The organism is Ottowia thiooxydans DSM 14619 (genome assembly GCF_000422885.1).
In the GTDB taxonomy this organism is placed as follows: domain Bacteria; phylum Pseudomonadota; class Gammaproteobacteria; order Burkholderiales; family Burkholderiaceae_C; genus Ottowia; species Ottowia thiooxydans.
This window is the reverse complement of sequence record NZ_AUGX01000012.1, coordinates 138,389-157,655: the sequence shown is the minus strand read 5'-3', so window position 1 is coordinate 157,655 and position 19,267 is coordinate 138,389. Positions and strand designations below refer to the sequence as shown.

15 protein-coding genes are annotated in these 19,267 nt (G+C 60.4%); 3 read left to right on the top strand and 12 right to left on the bottom strand.

Going from position 1 to position 19,267, the window contains the following annotated elements; genetic code table 11:
- Window positions 1–17 precede the first annotated feature (17 nt).
- Both G518_RS0111660 and G518_RS0111655 read left to right on the top strand, forming a co-directional pair.
- Window positions 18–2,102, top strand: a complete 2,085-nt coding sequence (locus tag G518_RS0111660) for a CHASE2 domain-containing protein (RefSeq protein WP_028602696.1) — start codon at window positions 18–20, stop codon at window positions 2,100–2,102.
- A gap of 137 nt (window positions 2,103–2,239) precedes the next feature.
- Window positions 2,240–3,385 (top strand): tetratricopeptide repeat-containing glycosyltransferase, encoded by a 1,146-nt coding sequence (locus tag G518_RS0111655; protein WP_051236496.1) that lies wholly within the window; start codon window positions 2,240–2,242, stop codon window positions 3,383–3,385.
- A gap of 31 nt (window positions 3,386–3,416) precedes the next feature.
- Here the strand turns inward: G518_RS0111655 and G518_RS34805 are convergent, their stop codons facing one another.
- From G518_RS34805 to G518_RS0111595, 12 genes are all read right to left on the bottom strand, one after another.
- Complete coding sequence (locus G518_RS34805) at window positions 3,417–4,121, bottom strand: DUF4254 domain-containing protein (protein WP_051236463.1); 705 nt, start codon at window positions 4,119–4,121, stop codon at window positions 3,417–3,419.
- A 10-nt stretch (window positions 4,122–4,131) separates the two neighbouring features.
- Entirely contained in the window at window positions 4,132–5,529 is a 1,398-nt protein-coding gene (locus G518_RS34800) for a tetratricopeptide repeat-containing glycosyltransferase family protein (protein ID WP_156909344.1), read from the bottom strand.
- Entirely contained in the window at window positions 5,526–7,088 is a 1,563-nt protein-coding gene (locus G518_RS34795; RefSeq protein WP_169457933.1) for a glycosyltransferase family 9 protein, read from the bottom strand. The genes G518_RS34800 and G518_RS34795 overlap by 4 nt, the downstream gene beginning before the upstream one ends.
- An 11-nt stretch (window positions 7,089–7,099) precedes the next feature.
- A complete protein-coding gene (locus tag G518_RS34790; RefSeq protein WP_036594389.1) occupies window positions 7,100–7,684 on the bottom strand; it encodes a class I SAM-dependent methyltransferase in 585 nt (194 codons plus the stop codon).
- Between the two features lie 285 nt (window positions 7,685–7,969).
- A complete protein-coding gene (locus tag G518_RS0111630; protein WP_245597958.1) occupies window positions 7,970–9,013 on the bottom strand; it encodes an ABC transporter ATP-binding protein in 1,044 nt (347 codons plus the stop codon).
- Window positions 9,010–9,990: an ABC transporter ATP-binding protein gene (locus tag G518_RS0111625; RefSeq protein ID WP_028602693.1), complete on the bottom strand. Its 981-nt coding sequence runs from the start codon at window positions 9,988–9,990 to the stop codon at window positions 9,010–9,012. Before G518_RS0111625 ends, G518_RS0111630 begins: the two co-directional genes overlap by 4 nt.
- A gap of 12 nt (window positions 9,991–10,002) precedes the next feature.
- Complete coding sequence (locus G518_RS0111620) at window positions 10,003–10,914, bottom strand: ABC transporter permease (RefSeq protein ID WP_028602692.1); 912 nt, start codon at window positions 10,912–10,914, stop codon at window positions 10,003–10,005.
- 36 nt (window positions 10,915–10,950) lie between these two features.
- Window positions 10,951–11,931 (bottom strand): ABC transporter permease, encoded by a 981-nt coding sequence (locus G518_RS0111615; RefSeq protein ID WP_028602691.1) that lies wholly within the window; start codon window positions 11,929–11,931, stop codon window positions 10,951–10,953.
- A 106-nt stretch (window positions 11,932–12,037) separates the two neighbouring features.
- Complete coding sequence (locus tag G518_RS0111610) at window positions 12,038–13,621, bottom strand: ABC transporter substrate-binding protein (RefSeq protein WP_028602690.1); 1,584 nt, start codon at window positions 13,619–13,621, stop codon at window positions 12,038–12,040.
- Between the two features lie 322 nt (window positions 13,622–13,943).
- Window positions 13,944–14,885 (bottom strand): hypothetical protein, encoded by a 942-nt coding sequence (locus tag G518_RS0111605; protein ID WP_156909343.1) that lies wholly within the window; start codon window positions 14,883–14,885, stop codon window positions 13,944–13,946.
- Window positions 14,882–15,202, bottom strand: a complete 321-nt coding sequence (locus G518_RS0111600) for a hypothetical protein (RefSeq protein ID WP_028602688.1) — start codon at window positions 15,200–15,202, stop codon at window positions 14,882–14,884. The genes G518_RS0111605 and G518_RS0111600 overlap by 4 nt, the downstream gene beginning before the upstream one ends.
- 3 nt (window positions 15,203–15,205) lie before the next feature.
- Window positions 15,206–15,871 (bottom strand): hypothetical protein, encoded by a 666-nt coding sequence (locus G518_RS0111595; protein WP_028602687.1) that lies wholly within the window; start codon window positions 15,869–15,871, stop codon window positions 15,206–15,208.
- A gap of 411 nt (window positions 15,872–16,282) precedes the next feature.
- On the opposite strand from G518_RS0111595, the gene G518_RS34785 reads away from it, so the two are divergent.
- Window positions 16,283–19,240: a VIT domain-containing protein gene (locus tag G518_RS34785; RefSeq protein ID WP_169457932.1), complete on the top strand. Its 2,958-nt coding sequence runs from the start codon at window positions 16,283–16,285 to the stop codon at window positions 19,238–19,240.
- The last annotated feature ends 27 nt before the right edge of the window (window positions 19,241–19,267 follow it).

The window sequence follows — 19,267 nt, the reverse complement described above, 5'->3', positions numbered from 1 at the left end:
GGTGACGCTCTAGTGCAATGAAGGGTTCTCTATCCAGAGTACTGGCGAAGGGGCGCCACAAGCGTTTTGTGCTGGAGTGCGGGCTGTTGGCGCTGCTCTTGCCTCCGTTGTTGCTCTGGCTGAGCGGCCTTCCTGGGCTCTGGCATGCGGATGCGCAGTCTTATGACAGGCTGTTGCCACTGGCACGGCACGCCCCGTCTTCAGATATTTTGGTGGTGGCTGTGGACGAGCGCAGCCTGCAAGCATTGGGCCGGTGGCCATGGCCGCGTGAAGTGCATGGTGAGCTTTTGGAGGCATTGGCTCCCCACCAGCCGCGCGCAGTGATGCTGGATATGTTCTTTACGGAGCCAAGTGAAGAGCCGCGTGATGACCAGGCGCTCGTCAGGGGCATGGCGAAGGTTCCGACCTATCTGCCATTGCTATTGGCACCTCTTGGCTGGACCGAGAGCGCGGCTCAGCAGCAGCCTTCTGGTTCAGCGTATGTCGGCACAGCCAGGCCTGGTTTTGTGAGCCCGGTGCCCCGGCTGGCACAGGCAGCGCGTGGCATGGGTCATGTGAACGTGACGCCAGATGCGGATGGTGTGCTGCGTACGCTGTTTTTGGAAGAAGGCCCCACTGGTCATATGCAGCCATATGTGGGCAAGTTGATGCAAGGAGCTACCAACAAGGCGGTTGAAGCCGCTCCGCAGGTGGTTGGCTCATGGTCGCGCCGCACCGCGCTGCGCCTGCCGTTTGCAGGACCGGCGGGTACCTACCAGACGGTACCCTATATCAGTGTCCTGCAAGGCGAGGTGCCACCCGAGTTGATACGGGGCCGGACGGTGTTGGTGGGAGCGATGGACACCATGGGTCTGGGGGATCAGGTGCAAGTGCCCGGTGGCGTGCTGGCTGGAGTAGAGGTGCATGCCAATGCACTCGATGCCATTTTCCATGGCTACCGCATTGGTGTACCCACCCGTTGGCAGCATGGTTCCTGGATAGCCGCAGTGGTGGTGCTGGCGCTGTTCTTGTTCGGAAAATTCTCACGCCATGCGCTTGCTTGCGCCACAGGTATTGCTATATTTACAATAGCAATCAGCATGGCGGCGATGGCGTTGAGCGCTTTCTGGCTGCCGTTGGCGGGGCCATTGCTGGGCGTGGTGCTGGCGTACATCTTGTGGAGTTGGCGCCGGCAGCACGCCTTGGCCAGGTTTATTCAGCAGCGCATTGCGGCGCTGGACGCGGTGGTGCAGGTTGTGCCGGAGAGCACGGCTATCAAGGCCCGCGTGGCGGCCACAGGCATTGACTTTCAGACACGCGCGCTGGATCAGGCGATCAATGATTTGATGGCCTTGCGTGCGCAGGAGCAAGTGACGCGCCGGCAGCGTGAAGAGTGGTTGCGTTTTTTGTCACACGATTTGCGCAGCCCTCAGGTGAGTATCTTGAGCCTGCTGGAGTTGTGGCGTGGCAAAGCGCATGGAATGGACGAAGCCACGCTGGCCGATGGTGTGCGGCGGGAGGCAAAGCGGACTTTGGCCTTGGCTGAGGGCTTCATCGACATGACCACTGCAGAGTCCGGGCAGTACCAATGTGCCGATTGTCTGGCGGGCAGTTTGGTGATGGATGCCTTGGACCAAGTATGGCCCTACGCCAGTTCACGCAGTGTGCAACTGCAGCACGACTTGCCGGGTGAGGAATGCCTGTTGCATGCTGACGCGCACATGGTGACCCGCGCCATGGTCAATTTACTGAACAATGCTATCCGTCACAGCCCTGCGGGGGGCGTGGTATTGGTCCGACTGGAACAACGCATCTACCCTGAAGGCGCAGATGGCGTGGCGGCACGGCCAGCCGAGGTGGTTTTGAAGGTGCAAGACCATGGCGATGGCATGGACGAGAATCAACTGCTCGCAGTGCTGGATCCGGTGTCACAGGAAGCCGGCGCCAGTCCTTTGCGGATTCGCGGTATGGGCGTGGGGTTGGCCGTGGTTCGTGCGGTGGTGGCGCGCCACGGAGGCTGGTTGCATGCGATCAGCACGCTCGGCGAGGGAACGGAATTTCTTATAGGACTGCCTACAAAAGCCTCCTATCCCGACGATCTTCATCAGGTGGGCGTTGAATGAGGTTGCACCGCCTGAAGCGCATGACTCTTAGCCCGAGATTGGTGCCAGACCAAACTGCGTTCAAGCATATGAACCCGTTTGTCGATTGAGCACAATTCGGGACTAGATATTTTTATCCATTGATTTTTTCCAGTGCCATGACCACTACAACCATTCGCTCTTCCCGTCCGCGTGTTTGTCTGAACATGATCGTCAAAAACGAGGCTGCTTTGATTGAGCGCTGTCTTTCATCGGTGCTGCCCCTGATCGACAGTTGGGTGATTTTCGACACAGGCTCAACCGATGGCACCCAGGCGTTGATCCAGAAGTCATTGGCGCATTTGCCTGGTGAGTTGCATGAACGGCCTTGGGTGAATTTCGGCCACAACCGAACCGAAGCGGTGGTGCGGGCCCAGTCTTTCAGTCGGGAGAAATGTCCTGCGGATTACGTGCTTTTCTTCGACGCCGATGATGTGATGCATGTTCCCCAGGGCTTTAAGTGGCCGGCACTTAACACCGATGCGTGCTATCTGTGGCTGCAATTGGGTGATACGCGTTACACCCGCGTGATGATGGTGAGCACACGGTTGCAATGGAAATGGGTAGGTGTTTTGCACGAGTACCCAGAAGCCACACCGCCTTCGCAAACCTTGTGCACAGTGGAGGGCCCTTGGGTGGCTGCGAGCACAGAGGGCGCGCGCTCTGCTGACCCTCGCAAGTACCACAAGGACGCTGAGGTGCTAATGCGAGCACTGGAAATGGAGCCTGACAGCACCCGCTATCGGTTTTATCTGGCGCAAAGCTTGCGTGATGCGGGTGAGCCTGAGGCTGCGCTGCAGGCCTATTTGAGGCGTGCAGAGCTGGAAGGTTTTTCCGAGGAAAGGTGGTACGCCTTGTACCAGGCGGCGCTACTCAGCGAGCGTTTGCAAAAGCCTTGGCCTGAAGTGGTACAGCGCTATCTGGAGGCCTATGAGGCCAGGCCTCAACGGGCTGAGGCCTTGGTGGAGCTGGCTCGCGCAGAACGGTTGCAAGGGCATTTTTCAAGGGCTTATCTGTTTGCAAGCCAAGCTTGTCGTACCCCACGGCCTGCTGATATTTTGTTTGTTGATGAATCGGCGTATGCTTGGCGTGCTGCAGATGAGTTGTCGATTTCGGCCTACTGGACTGGACGGTATGAGGAGTCACTCAGCTTGTGTGAAGCTTTGCTGAAGCAGCCGGCGACGCCCGCTGAACATCGAGAGCGAATCCACGCCAATTTGGAGCATGCCAAACGCATGCTGCGCGAGCGCAGCGGGCAGGTGTGAACGGATTGGTATTCTTGAAACTAAGCTGATCTCAACTTTGCCGCAATGCGGATGCTGCCCGCGCGGCTTCTGCTACCAGTGCCAGGTTGAACGCCGGGTCGTTGTACATCTTGAACTGTCTATAAACCTTGAACCAGGCGCGCCCGGCCTGTGTGTCTGCGAGCAGGCCGTCCAGTGCGTCAGCCAGGTCTTGTTGTTGGGTTTGAAGACGCATGAGCCGCTCAGCACTGACGGCGCGATGGGCTTCACTGGCATCGGCACGCTGAGTTTGCTCGGCCATAGCCCGGCATTTGAGCGCCAGGATGGACAGCCTGTCTGCCATGCTTCCAGCGGTTTCGCTATGTAGTCTTGCGCCCAGTTGAGCAGGTGCTGCCACCGGAGTGTCGCTTCGGGCGCTTTCGGGTGTGACCAGCCGCAAAGCCACCAGAAGTAGCTCGTCCACTCGCTCGGTGGCGTCGTTGCGCGCCTGGTTGTGGCGGTCTATGGCGCGTTTGTTGGCAACGATTTCGGCGTCAGCTACGGTGGTGCGGCGGGCAAGATCTTCTTCACCCCACAGTTGGGAGTTGTGCCAGTGGTTGCGCTCTATCCAATACCAAACGTCGCTGGTTTGTGCCGGAGTGGGCGCCGTACTGGTAACCACATGCCAATCCTCTTGCGCCAGACGTTGCGCATGGAACTCCAGGATCTGGGAGCCTCTTGGAATTGCTTTGGGGCTGGTGGTGTCAATGTCTTGCATGGATGAGAAATCAGTTGAATGTGGGGGCCGGTGTGCGGGCACGCACGCATGCGCGCAGCCGGGATTCGATCTCGGTCAATACGGGAGCCCAATCTCCGTCTGTTGTTTGCCTGAACAGCTCCACCTGCGAATACCAAACTGTGTCGCGGCGCTGCCAACCCCAGCGCCAGTCGGCGTTGCGCCGCAAGGGCAACCACACGGGTAGCCCTAACGCGCCACAAAGGTGTGCGTAAGAGGTGTCTACGCTGATGATGAGGTCAAGCTGTGAGGCGAGCGCTGCGAGGTCGGCGAAGTCGTCTGTGTGGGCGCTCATGTCGACCAGACGCAAAGCTGGAAGCTGTTGCGCCTGGTGTGCGTACTGGCGTCCCTGCAGGCTTACCCATTGCACGCCAGGAATAGTGGCCCATTGGTGCAGCCATTCGATAGGCAGGCTCTTGGCTTGGCCATGCGGGTTGTCCAGGTTGCCACACCAGGCCAGGCCCACACGCATGGCGGGGTTGCCAGGGGCTGCGGCTTCGAGGATGTGACGCATGGCTTGTACGCGGGCGGGTTCGGTGCGCAGATAAGGCTCGAGCACGAACTGGGAGGCATCGCGTCGCAGTTGGCGCGCCAGGCTACCTAGTGGTGCCTGGTAATCTGGTGTGATTCCGTGTTGCGCCAGCGTGGCGGCCCAGTCTGGAAGGTGCTCCCCAGATTGACTTTTTTGCCAAGTCTTCATTTGCGCAGGCCCACGCGGGTGTGGCAACACCAGTGCATCGGCAAACGCATGCTGCATCACTGCCACCAGGTTTGGCATGCAGGCGAGCACCACTCGCGCCCCCATAGCCTGAAGATCCGGCACCATGGATGCATACATGATTTCATCGCCCACGCCTTGCTCTGCATGGATCAGCAGGGTGCGACCGTCTAACGGCTGCCCTTGCCACTGGGGCCAGGGCAGCGGGCAAAGGCGCAGCACTTCGCCGTCAAACAGGTGCAGGCGCTCTTCGTAGTAGTCCCAGCCTCTGCTCCAGACTCCTTCGGTAAGCAGCTCCATGGCAAATTCCCACCGCACAGCGGGGCTATCGTTTGAGGAGGCAAGAGCTTGCTCGAAAGCCGCGCGCGAAGCGCTCAGTTCACGTTTTTCCAATAGCGTCAGGGCGCGGCCCAGCGCCAGACCTTGCATGCCAGGCTGCAAGGCCGCAGCCCAATCGAGGTGCATCAGCGCCTCGTCTGGTGCGCACTGGCGCAAGGCCATGCCTAGTTGCGTGTGCAGGTGCGCATGGTTGCTCTGAGTCCTCAGAGCGGACTTGAGCAAGGCAACGCCGTAAGCGGAGCGCCCCGCTTCCAGGTGCGCTTGTGCTGCCAGACCTATATCTGCGCTGTCCGCATTGGGCATCGTCCGGGAGCTTGTAGTTCGTGCTGTCATTCGCCCGTACCTGCCTGGGCCAGCCGTTGTTGCAGAGCTTGTGCCAAAGCATCGGATACGGCACGCCAGTCGCCGGGATCGCTCTGACGAAAGTAGCGGGTGTGGGGGTACCAGAGGCTGTGATCGCGCGTAAGCCCATGCCGCCAATCACAGCGGTGCATGAGCGGCACCCAGGTTTCTTTGTTGAGTGCGCCCGCCAGGTGCGAGACAGATGTGTCCACGCTGATCACGAGGTCCAGGTTATCGATGAGTGCCGCAGTTTCGAAAAAGTCGCTCTGCATGGCGCTCATGTCGAAGATGTCCAGCTCGGGCGCCAGGGCGGCTTCGGCACCGCGCTCACCGTTTTGAAGGCTGACAAAACGCACCTTTGGGACCGCAGCAGCCAGCGCACCCATTTGAGTCAATGGAATGCTGCGTTGCGCCGACCAGCGCATGAAACTGGTACTGACCGCAGCAGGATTGCTCCCCCACATCAATCCCACCCGCAGCACAGGCGCGGGCGCTCCGGGTGGCTCCAGCAAGGCCAGTTGCCGCGCATACCAAGCGCTTCGTTGGGGATCAGCCCGCAGGTAGCCATGAGGGGTGTTGGAAAAATCCCCAGCGCTGCGCCGGTAGAAGGCCATCAGGTCACCCATGGGCAACTGCCAGTCGATGGGGCCTATATCTTTCAGATCCGCAACGCTATCACCCACGCGATGGGCTCGGACGATGGCGCTGGGAAAGCTCGCCGCAAACAGGCGGACCAGGGGTGGTTTGACAGCCAGCACCACCTGCATTCCGGTGCGCGCGGCTTCATCCAGCAATTCGGGCACGACGGAGGCGAACATCAGCTCATCGCCTAAGCCCTGCTCGCCGTGCACCAGCAATACGCCGCTCGTCGTGCTGCCGGGGCCTGGCCACAAGGGAAGCCCGAAATCATGGCAGTAGACGCTATTGCGCCCACCGGTAGTGAAGCGCTGCCGGTATTGATCGAAGCCCGCCGCAAACTCTTCGCGTGACAAGAGAAAGAGGGCATATTCCCAGCGGGTCAGGGCATCCGAGGTGCTGTTGAGTTCACGCTCAAACCGCAGGCGCGCCTGGTCATCTAGCCTAAGGGCGGAGCAGCACACGGCCATCCTGTGGTGTAGTGCCGCATAGTGGCCACCGACGGCTTCGAAACGCTCGAAGTGTTGCAGGGCCAGCGCAAACTGCTCGTCAAGCCGCAGCATCTCACCGTAGTTCCACAACGCATCACGGTGCTGTGGTTGTTGGCGCAGGCAAGCTCGGTATTCAAGCCGCGCCGCTTGTTCGTAGCCGGCTGCTTGTAGCGTCACTGCCAGGTTATAGCGGTATTGCGGGTGGGCGGGATCCAGCTCCACGGCACGTTGCAACAGTGCCAATCCCAGAGTCTGCTGCCCGAGTTGCCCCGCCACATGCCCCGCGAGGTGATGCGCTTCAGCGTTCAAAGGGTCTAGTGCCAATGCGTTTTGGCAAGCTGCATCGGCTTGCTCCCATTGCCCAGAGCCAATACAGGCCAGTGCTTGCACAAGCCGGTCTTGCAATGTTTCGCCTTGGGTCATGGCGGGAACCATCACGGTTTGCGAACCCGCAGCAAGAACCGTGTCTGTGTAATCACATTGCTTTGATGCAGCGCTGCATCTTGCAGTTGTGACTCGCTTATTTCACCGCTGTGCAGACGCCGCAACCAGCGGTCTTCAAAATCGTGTTGAATCTGTTCGCTGACGAAGTCTATGCCGCAATACAAGGCCAAGGGGGTGTTGGCATAACCCCCTGCAACCCAGGCTTCGCATTGGGCACGATCAAAAAGAGAAAGGCCCAGCGGGGTGACTGGGCGCACATGCGTGGGATCAGAGTAAAAATTGTCATGCCGGTGGTGCGGCACGATGATATGCACCGCCGCGCCCGGCGCGCATACCCGCCACAGTTCTTTCATTACCCCCAGGTAGGTTTGGGGCTCACGGCCCAAATGCTCCAGCACGTGGATCAGTTGAACTTCGTCCACGCTATCGTTTGCCCAGGGCCAGGGGAATTGCTCCAGATCTACGACCTGGTCAGGCTGGCAATCAGGCACTGAGTCTACGTTGAGGTAACCCGGAAGGCGCTTGAAGCCACAGCCGAGGTTGAGCTTGAGCGGGATAGCAGAGGCAGGCTGCATGGCATGTTTTCCAGAAATGGTACTGAACCCGTGCGTAGGTACAGTCAGTCATGCCACCTGGCGCATCAACGACCTACAAGGTGAAGAATGTTACCAAGCACCTTGAACGGAAATCGATACAAAATTCACGCGAACGAGGCAAAAACAGGCGTGTCAGATTTGTTCAGATTCTCGCCTTGCCTATGGGGGCCTGACCTCGTGCTTTTCTGATCAGGCTTGTTGTTTTGCAGGCCGCGAAGGCGTCTAAGTGGTTCGTGTATCTACAGGCTTGAAACCTTGCTGAGACTACAAACGTCCTTCTTCAACCGCATGGCATGCCACCTGCACGCCGTTCAGTGCCTGAAGCTTCGGGCGCTCAGCCGAGCACCGGGCGTTGGCATGCGGGCAGCGCGGGTGGAACGCGCAGCCCGTGGGTGGGTTCAGCGGGTTGGGCACCTCGCCTTGCACGGGTGTGCGGGCGCGGCCGGTGTGTTTCATCTGTGGAATGGCGTCCAGCAGCATGCGGGTGTAGGGGTGCTGTGGTGTGGCAAACAGCGCCTGCTTGTCTGCCACTTCGATCAGGCGCCCCAGGTACATCACACCCACCTGATCGGCCACATGGCGCACCACGGCCAGGTTGTGGCTGATGAAGAGGTAGGTCAGGCCTTGCTGGCGCTGCAAGTCTTTCATGATGTTGAGCACCTGCGCCTGCACACTCACATCGAGGGCCGATGTGGGCTCGTCGCACACCAGAAATTCGGGTTCGGTGGCGAGCGCCCGCGCAATGGAGATGCGCTGGCGCTGGCCGCCAGAAAACTGGTGCGGGTACTTGCCCATGTCCAGCGGCGACAGGCCTACGGACTGCAGTAGCTCCCCCACGCGTTGCTTCAAAGCAGCCTTGTCAGTCAGGATGCCATGTTCGCGCAGAGGTTCGCCCACGATGTCCTGCACGATCCAGCGGGGGTTCAGGCTGGCGTACGGGTCCTGGAAGATCATCTGAATGCGGCGGCGCAGCTTGCGGCCTTCAGATGTTTTGAACGCAGCGTGGGCGTCTTGCCCGTCGAACTGAAAACCACCACGGGTGGGCCCATACAGTCCCACCAGCAAGCGCGCTACAGTGCTTTTGCCGCAGCCAGACTCACCCACCAGCGCCAGTGTCTTGCCGCGCTCAATGCTGAAGCTGACGCCGTCCACTGCATGCAGCAGTACGCGGGGCTTGCGTTCCAGCACGCGGTTGAGCCAGGGGGGTGACACGTCAAAAGTACGTGCCAGGTCGTTAGCAACCACCAATGGCGCGCCTTGCGCGGAATGCACAGTAGTCTCAGGGGAACTCATCACGGCGGTGTTCATCGGGCCGTCTCCAGGGTGGCAGGCTCATGTAACCAGCAGGCTGCGCGGGTGGCGCCGGCGGGCATCAGTTCGGGTCGCTCCTGAAGGCAGCGGTCGAAACGCTGTGTACAGCGCGGGTTGTAGGCACAACCGGTAGGAATGGCGTTCAGCCTCGGCATGGCGCCGTCGATCTGGTTCAAGCGCTCGCGATCACTTGTCATGTCCGGGATGGCAGCCATCAAGCCCGCGGTGTAGGGGTGTGCGGGCTGGTGGATAACCTCGTGCACCGGGCCGATCTCGGCCACGCGACCAGCGTACAGCACAGCCACGCGGTCGCAGGTCTCGGCGATCACACCCATGTCGTGGGTGATGAGCATCACAGCCGCGCCGCGTTCTTTACACACTTTTTTCAGCAGCTGGATGATCTGCGCCTGGATAGATACGTCCAACGCCGTGGTGGGCTCGTCGGCCACAATGAGCTTAGGCTCCGCCGCCAGTGCCAGGGCGATCACCACCCGCTGGCGCATACCTCCCGAGAACTGGTGCGGAAAGTGGTCTATGCGCTGTTCTGCTGCTGGAATACCTGTGTCCTGAAGCAGGCTGATGGCGCGGCGGCGGGCCTCGGCCTCGGTCACCGGTAAATGGGCGCGGATGGTCTCGGTGAGCTGCCTGCCTATGGTGTACAGAGGGTTCAGCGAGGTGAGCGGGTCCTGGAAGATCGCGCCGATCTTGCGGCCCCGAATATGGCGCATGGCATCGAAAGGAAGCTTGTCGATGCGCTGACCTTCCAACACGATTTCGCCGCCTGCAATTCGGCCGGGTGGCTCAAGCAGGCCGATGATGGCCGCACCGGTGAGCGACTTGCCCGCACCGGATTCACCCACCACGCCCAGAATTTCTCCGGGGGCGATATCGAAGGAGATGTGGTCCAGTGCCCGCAGTGTGCCGTGGCGATGCGGAAACTCAACCACCAGGTCTTTGACTTGTAAAAGGCTCATGGGGTGGGTTCCTTAGCGCAAACGGGGGTTCAAGGCATCACGCAGCCAGTCGCCCAGCAGGTTCACGCTCAGCGCAATCAGCACCAGCATGGCGCCAGGGAACACAGTGATCCACCACTCGCCCGAAAAAATATAGTCGTTGCCCACGCGGATGAGGGTACCCAGAGACGGCGATGTGGGCGGCACCCCCACACCCAGGAAGGATAGAGTGGCCTCGGTGATGATGGCTGTCGCCACCTGGATGGTGGCCAGCACCATAACAGGGCCGGTGACGTTGGGCAGTACGTGGCGCAGCATGATGCGGCTGGGAGCCACACCAGTGACGCGTGCCGCCTGCACGTATTCCTTGTTGCGCTCCACCAGGGTAGAGCCACGCACCGTACGGGCGTACTGCACCCAGCCGGTCAGCGTAATCGAGATGATCAGCACGCCGAAGGCCACAGTTTCATGGGCATTGGGGAACATGGCCCGCCCCACGCCGGCGATCAACAAAGCGACCAGGATGGGGGGGAAGGACAACATCACGTCGCACACCCGCATCAGGAAGGCATCAAGCCAGCCGCCGAAGAACCCGGCCAGCAGGCCAAACACCACACCGACCACCACTGACAGCACCACGGAAACCGCGCCCACCACCAGAGAAATGCGAGCGCCATAGATCAAGGCAGAGAGGATGTCTCGCCCCTGATCGTCGGTGCCCAGCAGATACTTGGTGGTGCCGTCGGCATGCCACGCTGGCGGCAGGCGGGCATCGCCCAGTTCCAGCGCGGCCAGGTTGAACGGGTTGTGAGGTGCCACCCAACCCGCAAAAAGCGCACAGAACACACAGACCAAGGCAATCAGTGCTGCGCCCATGGCGACAGGTGAGCTGCGGAAGCTGTGTCCGACATCGCTGTCAAGCCAGCGGCTAATTGTTTTTTTCATCGTAGGAAATTGCTCAAACGGTACCGAGGGCTGGGGTCAATGTCCGCCGGCTTTGCCAACGCGCAGGCGGGGGTCCACCACAAAATAAAGCAAATCCACCACCAGATTGATCACTACAAAAATCAGCGCCACCAGACATAGATAGGCGGCCATGACCGGGATGTCGGCAAAGGTCACGGCCTGGATAAAGAGCAGGCCCATACCAGGCCACTGGAAAACCGATTCGGTGATGATGGCGAAGGCGATCAGGCCGCCCAGTTGCAGACCGGTGATGGTCATCACCGGCACTAACGTGTTCTTGAGTGCGTGGCCAAAATGGATGGCCCGGTTGGAGAGCCCGCGTGCGCGTGCAAACTTGATGTAGTCGGTGCGCAGCACTTCCAACATTTCGGCGCGTACCAGTCGCATGATGAGCGTGAGCTGGAAGATGGCCAATGTGATGGCGGGCAGCACAATGTGGTGCCAGCCGTCCACCGTGAGCAGCCCGGTGCTCCACCAGCCCAGTTGAACCGTATCGCCCCGACCGAAACTGGGGAACCAGCCCAGGCCTACGGCAAACACCAAAATCAGCAAAATGCCGATGAGGAAAGTAGGCAGGGACACACCCAACAGCGAAATACCCATGAACACCTGGCTCATGAAGCTGCCACGGCGCAAGGCGGTATAGACGCCCATCGGGATGCCAATCACCAGCGCCAGCAGGGCAGCGACGAGAGCCAGTTCCAGGGTGGCAGGAAAGCGTTCACCAATCAGACCTGACACCTTGGCCGCTTGCCGCAGGCTCATGCCGAAATCGCCCTGCACAGCATTGCCCAGAAAGTGCCAAAACTGCACGAAAAATGGTTGGTCGAGCCCGAGCGCTGAGCGCATTTCGCGGATCTCTTCCGGCGTGGCGTCCTGGCCCAGCAGAAAAGAGACGGGGTCTCCCACATACTGAAAGAGCAGGAACGAGATGAACGCCACCGCGATCATGACGATCACGGACTGGATCAGGCGGCGCAAAACAAAGGCGATCATTGGCTGACTGAAAAAATGGAAGACAGGCCTAGGCCCTGGGCCTGCACAGAAACACAACGGCCCGCCTATGCCACTCTTGCCAGGCGGGCCGCAGCCACATGAGGAATTACTTGACCTGAATCAGGCGCCAGTCCAGCCGGTTGTCAGCGCGGTGGATAACCTCCACGTTTTTGCGCATCGCCCATGGGATGACCTGGTTGTGCAACGGCAGGTAGGCCACGTCTTCATTGGCCATGACCAGCGCTTTTTCGATCAGCTCGTTGCGCACCTTGAGGTCGGTCTCCACCTTGACCCGTTCGATCAGCGCGTCCACCTGCGGGTTGGAGTAGCGGCCCACGTTGTAGTTGCCGTCACCACCTGCACCCACGCTGCGCAGCAGCGATTGCAGCGAATACAGTGCATCAAAGGTAGGCACGCCCCAGCCCAGCATGTAAATGCTGGCTTCGTAGCGCTGGATCATTGGGAAATAGGTCACCAGAGGCTGAGTGCGAAGCTTGGCCTTGACGCCAATGCGTGCCCACATGGCAGTTACAGCCTGGCAGATGGCTTCGTCGTTGATGTAGCGGTTGTTCGGGCAGGCAAAGTCCACCTCGAAGCCTTGCGGATAACCGGCGTCAGCCAGGAGCTTCTGGGCCGCAGCCACGTTATAGGGGAAACGGGCATCAGCCTTCTTGGTCCAGCCGTTGACCTGTGGCGCAATCAGCGTGCCGGTGTTTTGCGACAGGTCACGCATGGTGACGCGCTTGATCGCGCCCATGTCGATCGCCTGATAGAGCGCCTTGCGCACTCGCTGGTCTTTCAGCGGGTTCTTGCCCTTCACATTGGAGCCAGGCAACTCGTCGCGGTGCTGGTCCATGCCCAGGAACATGGTGCGTGCTTCGATGCCGTCCATCACGTTGATGGCACTATTGCTGCGCAGCCGGGCCAAGTCCTGTGTGCTGGGGTCCAGCACAAAGTCGGTTTCACCGGAGAGCAGGGCCGCGATGCGCGTGGGGGCAGACTTGATCGGCGTGTAGACGATTTCGGTCACGTTGGTGGGGTTTTTGCCTGAATAGTGGGGGTTGGTCACCAGCACCAGGCGCTGATCGGGCTGCCATTCCTTGACCATGTACTGGCCGGTGCCCATGGCATTGCGGTGAGCGAAGCTTTCTTCGGACGTTTTGATGTCCTTGGGCTCAGTCGATTTGTTCTTCTCAGACCAGGCCTTGCTCATGATGCGCAGCTCGGTCAACTGGTTCAGCAGCACCGGGTTGGGGCTCTTGAGCATGATGTCGATCGTGTTGGCATCTACCTTCACGACTTTGTCGATGCCTTGGGCGTACACGGCGTAGTTGGACGTCTTGGCCATGGAACGATTGATCGAGAAGATCACGTCCTCAGGCGTCAGGGTGGAGCCATCACTGAATTTGACGCCGCTGCGCAGCGTGAAACGCATTTGCGTAGGGTTGATCAGCTTCCAGCTGGTGGCCAGTTGTGGCTCAGGCTTGAAGGTTTTGCTGTTGTAGTACACCAGCGACTCATAGATGGACGCGTGTATGCCATTGCCCAGTGCATTGTTCTGCGAATGGATGTCCAGCGTAGGGATATCGCTGGCGCTGGACCATTTGAAGGTCTTGGCATGAATGGCAGGAGCCATCAAGGTCGCTGCAGCGACGAACACAGCGGTCCAGGCAAAACGGGTCGTTGTCATAGGGCCTCTCATGAAAAGATCAAAAGGCAGACTATGCAATACCCGTACCAGGAGGCGCAACAGGGTAAGCACCAGAACAGGGATTCTCCCGGGAGAGGGAAATCCCCGAGAAGCACGGGGCCTAAGCGGGGTGTAAATGCTGCTAGTGGGCGTTGATCGCCGGCTCCCTACCGGAACGGTGGGTTTTCCTGGGTGAGCGTTCCGCAATGGTCTCGCAGCCAATGGTGGTCTGGGCACCTCCATAGATCGCACTGAAAAGGAGCGCTCTACACGGCAATGCAGTGATTTAGACCATAAATCGCTTTTCTGTCACCTGTAGAAGCTAGGGCAAACTACCTTCGGCAACTCGGTAGTCAGCTTGTTCCACGGCTGGTCTGACTACGATCATCAGGATCAGCGGCCACTCCAGCCACGCATGAAGGCCGGCAGCTACCGCATATAGGCGGCGGGCCTCGTTGAAATCAGCCAGGAAGTAGACGGATAGCAAACCGCAGGCCAGCCAGGCCATGGGCCGCGGCAGATTGGCTGCACCTCCTCCAGGCATGGCGTGAGGAATCAGGTAGATGACAGACAGGTAGTGAAGGCATTGAGCCCAGACCAGTGCCGGGATGGCCGCCGTCAGGATGCGGGGCGATCCTGCCCAAAGGCCACTCAGCTCGGGTGGCGTGATGGAAGTTGGCGAAAAATCGGGAGGTTCCAACAGGAGCAGTGCTACAAACAAGAGAAAGGGCGCGGCGAACAAGGCCAGCAGTACCTTTCGCGCTGGCCAGGGCCCCAGCCTCAGATACTGTGGTGCCAACGCGACCGGCGTGAAATTGTGCGCGATGGCCAGGGCGGCCAGTATCAGCAGCACGGCTGGTGTATCCGCCACGGAGACCAGGAGCGCGGGCATGCCTAGCGCCAGAAGCACGAGTAGCGGGCGGCGACGAAGCGGCACGCGAGGCCACAGCGCAATCATCGACATCAGCGCGAGTGCCAGAGACACGGCATCGCACAGCGCAGCCACATCGATGTCCACGCGGCCCTGCCACTGTGCCAGGCGGGACAGCACCTGAATCAACAAGGCCAGGCCCAGGAAGATCAGGCTGCTCTTGGGCACCGCCTTGCCCCAGGCTTTCCAGACCCACGCCAGCTCGCACAGCACATGGGGAAGTCCAAAAAGTGCCAATGCGATCACATAGAGTTGTGCGGGTATCAGCAGGGCAGCTACACCCAGGCCTGCTGCCACGCAGGGCCACCCTGCGGCTTTTATCGGCAGGCTCACAGCAGCATCCCCAGGGCAGCTGATGCTGCATTGGCCGCCACGGCCACACACAGAGATCGCACCAGCGACTGTCGCGTGATCAGCCAGAGCAGGGCGGTTTCAGCCAAGACGACCAGGGCTTCGACCAGCAGCAGGCCGGTGCTGTAATCATGTGCGCCGAAGTTGGCCATGGAGCGCCACGCGAACGGGTGGGTCAACACGGTGGGAAGCAGTGAAGCCACGGCCAGTCTTGCAGCGGTCACAGTACGCCGGCCGGCTATCCAGACGATGGGCGCCTCTATGCTCAGCGACAACGCCAGCGCCGTACCTCCGTCCATGGCTTATTGCACCAGTTTGCGCCAGGCGTTGACAGGTTCCAGCGGACTGGCGGTCAGCGGCAAGGGTGATTGGCACTGAAGCACCGGCCTGGTGAGTGATTTTCGGCCTTGGTGGTAGATGCTTTTGGATTCAGTTTTTCGCTGACAGACACCGTCAAAGTTGCTGACCGTGGCGCCGGCAGTCACGCTCAGGGTGCATGCCTGGTCTTCGGTGAGACCGGTACAGAAGCGGTCAGTTGCCAAAGCTGGTTCCTCGCAGCTCCAGCCCATGGTCTGCATCTGGCTCAGTTGGGCGGCATCGCGCGGCGGGCTACCGGGCGGGCCGCAGTAGCCGGCCCAGGCCTGCCAGGGGCCTGAGGGCAATCCGCGTTCGATGACCGGCCTGACGTTCAAGCTGCATGTCAGGTCGATGTAGCGGTAGCTGCGGTCCATGGATCGTTTGCACTGACCGCTGCCGCCGCCCTGCAAGGTGTTGCCGGGTATGGTGCAGGCTTCGTTGACGGTGAGGCTTTTGCACCAGGGGTCTACTCTGTCATAGGCCTGTGGATTCTCTGCGAAGCGCTGCTGCAGCGGGGCGGCCTGAGGGGGCAGTAGATCGGCATGCGCAATATTGATGCCGAACACAAGCAAGCTTAGTAAAAAAAGGAAAAGGCCAGCGCGCAGTTTCATGATCGGACCTTCATGCGGTGAGTGTCGGGCGATTGCCCGACAGGAAATCATAACGAGCGCTTTTGGCTCGGTCGTTGTGATTCCGGATGTCGTCGAAAGAACGCCGCTTGTTTTCAGTGTGCAGCTTCCCGCGTTTGACGAGCTTACTACTGTAGCGCTGGTCCATAAAGCTTTCTCGTCTGCTTCTCAAGGCTGTATTTGTTTAGCGCAACGGCACTCGCGTATGGCTGCAGCAAGCAAAAAATACGTATTCGAGGGATAGACTAGGCAAGCGTGTTGTGCTTAGTTGAGCTACCGCTATGAAACGACCCGTGACCGCCGTCCCGCACTCGTCATCATCACAAAAAAGAGCGTAGTCGTTGCATGAATTTTCAGGAGCACAACTTGGCTCAAAAATATCCCGGAGTCTGTATGCCTAGCCCATTTCGTCGCCTCATGGTCAAGACTTTTCTGATCGCTGCTCAACTCGTCAGCCTGACCCTGATGTCTTCAACCGCGGTTGCCCAAAATGGAGTCATCCGTGTGGTGGTGCCGCAAGCTCGCCTGCCGGTACAAATCACGCGGGTCAGCAGCGACACCGAGGTCGTTGGTCGGATCGCGCGGACACGGGTGGAGCTGGAGGTGCGCAATCCGAACGCGTTGGAACTTGAAGGCGAGCTGCAGTTCCCATTGGAGCCAGGGCAGGAGGTTTTAGGGTTCGCATTGGATATAGGCGGTCACCTGAGGCCGGCGGTCGCCGTGGAGAAAGCCAAGGGCCGGCAGGTCTTCGACGACGTCACTCGGGCCCGCGTAGACCCCGCGTTACTGGAGTCGACCGGTGGCACCAACTACAAGCTGCGCGTTTACCCCTTGCCTGCAAGCGGATCACGGCGCGTGGTGCTGGATATTGCAAGCCAGTTGCCTCGGGTACAGGCGCGTGGCGCGGAAAGCTTGCAGTTGCGTCTGCCTCTTCAGTTCGGCCGGGCTGTGCAGCAGATGGATGTACGTGTGCGTATCGCTGGCGTGGCGCCCTCACGGGTGACGGCGCAGAGGGGCGCGGCACGCTACAAGCCGGTGGCGGATGGGCGCCAAGGTACGGTTCTGGCACTGCCCCGTAGCAGCACCAATGCGGGTGGCCACGCCCAGGGCCTGCTGGTCACTATCCGCCACGCAGCGGGGGAAGCCAATCCAGGCGCTGTGCCGGCAGTTACCACCAACGTATTCAAGGGCAAGACCTACTTCTACGCCGATGCATGGCTACCTACACAGACCCAGGCCAGACCCACACCCCGCCGGGTAAGCCTTCTCTGGGATGCGTCCGGTTCTGGCGGCCAGCGCAATCACGCCGCGTCGTTTGCCTTGCTTGATGCCTGGTTCCGATCCGTGGGCAGGGTCACCGTGGCCGTGCAGCTGTTGCGCGACGTACCGCAGGAACTCAAGTCCTTCGAGATAGTGGGTGGTGACTGGCGTGAACTGCGCTCGGCGCTGGAAGCGGTGGTGTATGACGGTGCGACCCGACTGGGCGCTGCCCGCATACCCGTCGATGCGCAGGAAGTCCTGCTGTTCAGCGATGGCCTGGACAACTACGGCGCGGCTTCGCTGGCTCCGCCAGCAGTACCCCTGCACGCCATAGGATCGGGTGCGGGCAGTGATGCGCGCCGCCTGCGGCAACTGGCCGAGGCCAGTGGAGGAAGCTATGTGGACACCTCCCTGCTGGCTGCGGATAAAGCGGTGGAGATGATGAAGACTGCGCATACCCGCGTCGTCGGTTTGCGCTCCACAGGCGCAGCGGATCTGCTGGCTGCGTCCGCTTACCCGGAAGCTGGAAGACTGGCAGTGGCCGGTGTCCTGACCGCGCCGGAAGCCATGATCGAAATAGATCTGGAGTCCCCGAATGGTCAGCGCAGTACCCGCCGGATTGCGGTGGCGGCGCCGGCCACGGCTTCTGCATCGCCGTCACTGGCCAGTTGGCAATGGGCTGCCCTGGCCATCGAAAAGCTGGAAGCAGACGCAGACCGCAACAGCGCTGCTATTTTGCGGCTCGGCATGCACTTTTCACTGGCTACGCGCGCCACGTCGCTGATCGTCCTGGACAGTGTGAATGATTACGCTCGATATGAAATCGAGCCACCGGAGTCGCTGCGAGCCGACTACGAACGGCTGATGGCACAGGCCAGAGACAAGACCAGTGCAACGCGTGCGGCCCATCTCAAGCGAGTGACCCAAAGCTTCAAGGCCAAGGCGGATTGGTGGGCAAAGGATTTCCCCAAAGACATGCCCCCGAAGCCTGTGAACCCGCAAGCCACGTCCGATACCGGGGCTGTTCCGGCTCGCGTCCGTTCTTCGGTGGCCGCAGTGGCACCGTCGCCCGCCATGCGTGCACCGCCAGCACCCGCACCCGCACCGGCGGCCGCACCCTCTGCTGGTCCAAGCGCCAGTGCGCAGCAGGCGGGCCAGGCGCCAGCCACGATACGGCTGCAGAAGTGGCAACCCGACGAGCCTTACGCACGGCGCCTGCGTGCCGCCTCTGGCGACCAGATGTATGCCGTTTACCTGGATGAGCGGCCCTCGCATGCGTCCAGCACCGCTTTCCATATCGATGCGGCAGACCTGTTCATCGAGCGCGGGCAGCGCGAGCTGGGCCTGCGCATTCTTTCCAACCTCGCAGAGATGGACCTGGAGAACCGGCACATCCTGCGCATCCTTGGTTATCGCCTGATGCAAGCTTCGGCGTGGGACGAGGCCATACCGGTATTGCGCAAGGTCCATCGCCTGAGCCCAGACGAGCCGCAGTCGTGGCGCGATCTGGCACTGGCTTTGGATGCAGCGGGACAAGGCCAGGAGGCTGTGAACCTTCTCTGGCATGTGGCCAGCCACCCTTGGAACCAGCGCTTTCCAGACATAGAGCTGATTGCGCTGGCCGAGATGAATGCCATCATCGCGCGCCATACGGCGGCCGGGGGCAAGGCACTGGACCTCTCGTCAATAGACCCCGCTCTGACGATCAATATGCCGCTGGACCTCAGGGCCGTGCTGACATGGGACGCCGACAACACCGACATCGATCTGCATGTGATCGATCCGAATGGAGAAGAGGTGAGTTTCGCCCGCACGCTGAGTTACCAGGGCGGCCGGATTTCCAAAGATTTTGTGGGTGGTTACGGGCCTGAAGAGTTTTCGCTGCGGAACGCAAAAGCCGGCACCTACACGGTGAAGGCAAGGTTCTACGGACACCGGCAGCAGATCGTGGCGCCTGCCACCACACTCATGTTGAACCTGAGCACGGGCTTCGGCACACCCGGTCAGAAAGACCAGTCCACAGTGTTGAGGCTTTCAGGCGCCGGAGATCTGGTGACTGTGGGCACCTTCACGGTGGAGACGGCGCGATAGGTCGGCAGACTTCGTTTTTCACGAAAT